This is a genomic window from Aeromonas sp. QDB68 (genome assembly GCF_027707405.1).
Taxonomy (GTDB): Bacteria; Pseudomonadota; Gammaproteobacteria; order Enterobacterales; family Aeromonadaceae; genus Aeromonas; species Aeromonas caviae.
In genome coordinates this window covers 1-5,376 of sequence record NZ_JAPCIQ010000158.1, presented here as the reverse complement: position 1 = coordinate 5,376, position 5,376 = coordinate 1, and the positions used below count along the sequence as shown (strand labels likewise).

Below are 5,376 nucleotides of genomic sequence, written 5' to 3'. Positions count from 1 at the left end.
CCAAACCACAGAAGTATGCGACGAGAAAACCTAGTAAAAACAATGCCAGTCAGGCTTAACTGACTGGCATTAGCGCCAGAGGCGCCTTTTTTCATGGTGTCGGGGCTTACAGACCCAGATTGGCTCTGGCATAGGCCTCAAAATCGGTGCAGCCGCCGATGTGCTGCTCATCCAGGAAGATCTGCGGCACAGTGGTGACCGGCTTGCCCGCCTTGGCGGCGAGATCGTCCTTGGTCAGCCCGGCCACGTTGATATCCACGTAGCGGAACTCGAAGTCATCGCGCTCCTCGGTCAGTTGCTCGGCAATCTGCTTGGCACGCACGCAATAGGGGCAACCGGGACGACCAAAAATCTCTACAAACATCTTTTCTCTCCATTAAACAAGCCGTTGAAGAAGGCCATTGAGATGAGGCTGGGCACAGCATAGCCCTGGCGCCCTGTCAGTCAAAGCTGAAAATAGCGATGCTTCCATTCGCCATCTCCGATTGCGCCCACTGCTGATGATGGCGCCAGCGTCCCCCAAGGCCGGGGAATCGGGCCGCCTTGCCGGCAAGGCAGCCCGTCTATCACTGCTCGACGATCTGGATGGGTTGCTGCTGGTAGATGCTCTCCAGCACGCCTTTTTCGAAGACGGTCCAGGGCCAGGGCGCCTTGCTGGCGCGGTAGCGCTCGTGGGTCGCCGGATCCTGGGAGAGACCGCGCTGGAACATCACGAAGGCCTTGCGCTGGCCACCGGCGGTGTCGATGAAGCCGGCGAGATTCGACGTACCTGTGATGGTGCCGGTCTTGGCGTGCACCTTGTTCTTCATCATGGGAGCGGTGACGCTGCGTCGCCAGGCCAGGGTGCCGTCCACCTGGGAGCTTGGCAGCAGCTTGATGAAGTCGATCTCGGCATCGTTCTTCTGGATGAAGTTCAGCACCGACAACATCTGGCGCGCGCTGATGAGATTGTGGGCGGAGAGGCCGGAGCCGTCGGCCAGGGTGGCGTTGCCAAGGTCAATGCCGTGCTTGGTCAGGATGGCGCGCACCGCCATGGTGCCGCTGCGATAGCTGCCCGGCTTGTTGTAGTAGTGACGCCCCACGGTTTTGAGGAAGGTATCGGCGTAGAGGTTGTCGGACTTTTTCAACATCTTGGCGAGCATCACCGGCAGGGAGACAGAGTAGTGGGTCGCCAGGGTCTGGGCACCGACAGGGGCCTGATGGGTGACCCGCAGCAGGCCGTCGTGGCTGATCCCGGCGCGGTTCATGGCCCAGCGGATGTTGTCCCAGCCCCAGGCCTCCACGTCATGGATGGCAAAGCGCAGCCCTTGTGGATCCTTGTTCGGGGTGATGCAGCCCTTGAGCTCGTAGAAGTTGCCCTTGGCCATGTCTACTTCCAGAGCGCAGAACTGGCGCGCCATGTCGCCATAGCTCATCACCTCCACGTTGTCGGCGCCGATGCCGATGGGCACGCCGCTGGCCACGTTGCCCACCGCAGGCTTGCCAATCTGGGTGGCGGTGATGGTGCCGTAGGCGCAGTTCTTGTCGATGATGACCGAGGAGACGGGAGCGGCGAAGCAGAGGGTCTGATCCCCCCAGGACCAGCCGTTGCCACGCTCATAGCCGTTGTAGGCACCGGTGTTGACATAGACGTTGCCCTGAATGCGGGTGACGCCCAACTGCTTGAACAGGGCAACCAGATCCATGCGCGACAGGGTCGGGTCGCCGACGAAGTTGATCCAGATGTCGCCGTTGATGGTAGTGCCCTGTTTGGCGCCGGGCTGGGCCTGGATGTCGGTGGCGAAGCGGAAGTCGGCACCGAGTTCGAGGCGTGCAGCGAGCGCGGTCAACACCTTCATGGTGGAGGCGGGGGCTATCATGTCATCGGCGTGACGGGCAAATTCCACCCCATTGTTGCCCTGTACGATGACGGCGTACTGGCCCCCCTTGGGCGGGGTCAGCGGGGCGGCCTGTACCGCCAGAGAAAAGAGAGCACAAAAACCAATCAACAGCCGCTGCATAGGATCCTCTAACTGAACGAAAGGGCGGCATCAGAAACCGCCCCGATAATCAAACCGGGTGACTGCCGGGTATCGCCTGCCATGGGGTCAGGCCGGGGCGTTGGCAGTCCGGTAACGCCCCTCGTAATCGAATATTTTTTCCTTCACCTGCCAGAAACGTCCCGACTTGCGGGCGATGACGAAATCCGGGTGACGGAACTGGTCTGCCGCGAGCATCACGCTCGCCAGGGTAGTGAATTCGGGCTCCAGGCCCGGGGCGGGCCAATGATGACGCACAAAGCGTTGTTGAAACAAGCGCTGTGCACCCCGGGAGTGAAAGGGGAAGTACTCCGTCAGGGTCAGGCCATCCTCGTCGTGGTAGGTCACCTCCAGCCGCTCCCCCTGCTTGCCGCGCCCAGGGCTCAGGGTCAAACCGGCGCAGCGGATCACCATGCAGTCCTTGAGATTGAGGGCCTCCTTGAGCTTGTCGTCAGGGTCCACCAGCAGCTGGTCACAGCTCTGGCAGCGGCGGGCGGCGATGTCGTTTTCAGCGCCGCATCCAGGGCAGATCTTGGCGCGAAAGCGGTAGTCGCACTCCTCGCGGTTGCCCTCGTCATCTTCAAACAGTCCCTGACAGCGGCGGCCGTAGTGCTCGATCACCTTGCCATCCTCGTCGGTCTTGCCCCAGAAGGTGTTGGCAAAGCCGCAGGCGGGGCAGGGTACCTGAACCGGCTCGGTACCGGCGTGGGGCTTGGGCTCCCCCACTTCGGGGGCAAACAGGTTGAAGTTGTTGCCTGCGTAGTCGAGCACCAGGCAATCGCTCTTGCCGGGTGAGAGGCGCAGGCCCCGTCCCACAATCTGCTGATAGAGCGACACCGATTCGGTGGGACGCAGCATCACGATGAGGTCGACGTGGGGGGCATCAAAACCGGTGGTGAGCACTGCTACGTTGACCAAAAACTTGAGCTCGCGCGCCTTGAAGGCACTGATTAGAGCGTCGCGCTCCGGTCCCGGCGTCTCGCCGGTGACGAGGGCGGCCTGCTGGCCTCTGGCACCGAGCAGGCCATGAATTTCCCGGGCATGCTCGACGGTGGCGGCGAAGATCATCACCCCCTGCCGGTCGGCCGCATACTCCAGCACCTGGCTCAGGATATGGGGGGTGACCCGCTCCTGGCGCTTGATCTCGCCGTTGAGCTGCGCCTCGCTGAACAGGCCGTTCTCCCGCGGCACCAGCTTGCTGAAGTCGTAGTGGACGATGGGGGCATCCACCAGGCGCGGCGGGGTCAGGTAGCCGTTTTTCACCATGAAGCGCAGGGGCAGTTCGAACACGCAGTCACCGAAGAGCCGCTCGCCGTGGCTCTTGACCATGCCGTGGTAGTGGCGCCGGTAGATCCAGCCCAGCCCCAGCCGATAGGGGGTGGCGGTGAGCCCGAGGATCTTGAGGGCAGGGTTGGCGGCCTTGAGATGCTCGATCACCTGGTGGTATTGGCTGTCGTCATCGAGCGAGACCCGGTGGCATTCGTCGATGATGAGCAGCGAAAACGCCCCGTCGAAGGCATCCAGATTGCGTGCCACCGACTGCACTGAGCCAAACACCACCTGGGTGCTCGCCTCCTTCCGATCCAGCCCGGCGGCGAAGATGTCGGCCTTGAGCCCCCACGCCTCGTACTTGGCGTGGTTCTGCTCCACCAGCTCCTTGACGTGGGCCAGCACCAGCACCCGGCCGCGCGCCTTGCGGGCCAGTTCGGCGATCACCAGACTCTTGCCGGCCCCGGTGGGCAGTACCACCACGGCGGGATCCGGGTGTTTGCGAAAGTGGCTGATGACGGCGTTGACGGCGTCGGTCTGATAGGGTCTGAGAACGAACATGGGGAACGGCTGTGGCGCAAGGTGGCGCCATTATAGGGATCTTGCGGGAAAAATGCAGCGAGGGAGGCTCGCGCTGACAGGAAGCGGGCCGGCAGGATGCCGGCCCGTGCAGGTCAGGGAACTTAGTGGAAGGGGAACAGGTAGTTGAGCCAGCTACCCATGCGCATCAGGATCTTGCGCATGATGGCCACGTGGTGGAAGTGCTCGGTATAGATGGCGGCCTGACCGCTGGAACCCGCGATCACCTGGTAGTTTGCCCACTCGGGATCGGTGATCTCGAGCACGATGGGCAGGCGACCCGGTACCTGGGCCGAGGTCTGATCGATAAGACCCGCCTGTGCCTGGATATTGCCCGGTGCCATGGCCGGGATAACGGACTGCACCTTGGCCTTGAAGATGCGACCCGGAATGCCGTCGAGCACGACTTCGGCCTCGTCACCCGCCTTGAGCCGCTGCATGCTGTTCTGCCAGAACCAGCCGACATAGGCATTGGCATCTTCATGAATGAAGGTCATCACGGGGCGGAACATGAAGGGGGCGGCAATCATGCCCGGGCGCAATGCCAGCTGTACGACATGACCGTCACTCGGGGCGTAGACCACGGTCTGCTCCAGATCGTACTTGGCGATGTTGAGCTGGGCACCCAGGTCATTGAGGGTCGCTTTCTGCTGATCAATTTGGGCGACGATGTCATCCACGTTGGCCTGGGTGACGTCGAGGTCGCGCTGTTTGCCGATGCCCCGTCGCATCAGCTCCTGGGCGCGATCCCTGTCCAGGCTGGCGGATCGCAGGCGGGCGTCCAGAGCCTTCAGAAAATCGGTGTTGGAGGCGAGGCGCGCCGTCAGGCTGGCGACCTTCTCCTGGAAGGGCTCAGCGTCGATGCGAAACAGCACATCCCCTTTCTTGACCGGCTGGTTGGGCTTGACCGGGACGTCGGTGACACGTCCCTTGACCAGGGGCACGACCGGGGTGGAGACATAATAGTTGCGAGCCAGCTCGGAATAGGGGTGGTTGTAGTTCATCAGCATGATGAGTGTGCCGATGATGATGACGCCACCCAGCACGGCGGTCGGCACGGTCCACTTGTTGAGCGGGATCTTGAAGATCTTGAAAATACCTATGCAGAGGGCTGTATAGGTGAGAATAAGTAGCAGGTCCATGGGGCGTTACCTATTTGTCGGTCTGTTCGAGCGTGGTCATGCGAGCCTGCAGTGCTGCCAGCTCCTCTTTGAGTGCGCTGATCTCTGTTTCGTCATGTTGTAGGCGTTGCGAGAAGCCCCAGCCGCGATCGGGGCGATAAATCGTGGCCCAGATCCAGAGGAAGGGCCAGAGCACGTGCAGGGTGAACAGGCTGACCCAGCCTGCCACGTGAATGGCGTCCTGGTGGGGGTGATTACGGTGCTTGGCAATTTCATATGGAATATCGTGAATGACGATAATGCCATAGAACATCGGGAATTCAGATAATAAGTGCGACACTCATGGATGAATGGCGAGAGGTGGCCAACTGCTGATTGGTGGTACCCTT

Annotated in this window: 5 protein-coding genes; all 5 read right to left on the bottom strand. The window is 61.6% G+C overall.

From position 1 onward, the window contains the following. Nucleotides 1-106: 106 nt before the first annotated feature. Nucleotides 107-364: a GrxA family glutaredoxin gene (locus PG892_RS21475; protein ID WP_010674029.1), complete on the bottom strand. Its 258-nt coding sequence runs from the start codon at nucleotides 362-364 to the stop codon at nucleotides 107-109. Between the two features lie 202 nt (nucleotides 365-566). Further along, complete coding sequence (gene dacB / locus PG892_RS21470; protein WP_124813371.1) at nucleotides 567-2,000, bottom strand: D-alanyl-D-alanine carboxypeptidase/D-alanyl-D-alanine endopeptidase; 1,434 nt, start codon at nucleotides 1,998-2,000, stop codon at nucleotides 567-569. 87 nt (nucleotides 2,001-2,087) lie between these two features. After that, entirely contained in the window at nucleotides 2,088-3,848 is a 1,761-nt protein-coding gene (locus tag PG892_RS21465; RefSeq protein ID WP_124813370.1) for a DEAD/DEAH box helicase, read from the bottom strand. Between the two features lie 122 nt (nucleotides 3,849-3,970). Further along, complete coding sequence (locus PG892_RS21460; RefSeq protein ID WP_010674032.1) at nucleotides 3,971-5,008, bottom strand: HlyD family secretion protein; 1,038 nt, start codon at nucleotides 5,006-5,008, stop codon at nucleotides 3,971-3,973. 10 nt (nucleotides 5,009-5,018) lie between these two features. Further along, a complete protein-coding gene (locus PG892_RS21455) occupies nucleotides 5,019-5,300 on the bottom strand; it encodes a DUF3302 domain-containing protein (RefSeq protein WP_052815118.1) in 282 nt (93 codons plus the stop codon). Nucleotides 5,301-5,376: the final 76 nt, after the last annotated feature.

Bases quoted from the DNA above. Each gene is read 5' to 3' on its own strand.
- PG892_RS21475 (WP_010674029.1), bottom strand. From the start codon at position 364: ATGTTTGTAGAGATTTTTGGTCGTCCCGGTTGCCCCTATTGCGTGCGT.
- dacB (WP_124813371.1), bottom strand. From the start codon at position 2,000: ATGCAGCGGCTGTTGATTGGTTTTTGTGCTCTCTTTTCTCTGGCGGTA.
- PG892_RS21465 (WP_124813370.1), bottom strand. From the start codon at position 3,848: ATGTTCGTTCTCAGACCCTATCAGACCGACGCCGTCAACGCCGTCATC.
- PG892_RS21460 (WP_010674032.1), bottom strand. From the start codon at position 5,008: ATGGACCTGCTACTTATTCTCACCTATACAGCCCTCTGCATAGGTATT.
- PG892_RS21455 (WP_052815118.1), bottom strand. From the start codon at position 5,300: ATGTTCTATGGCATTATCGTCATTCACGATATTCCATATGAAATTGCC.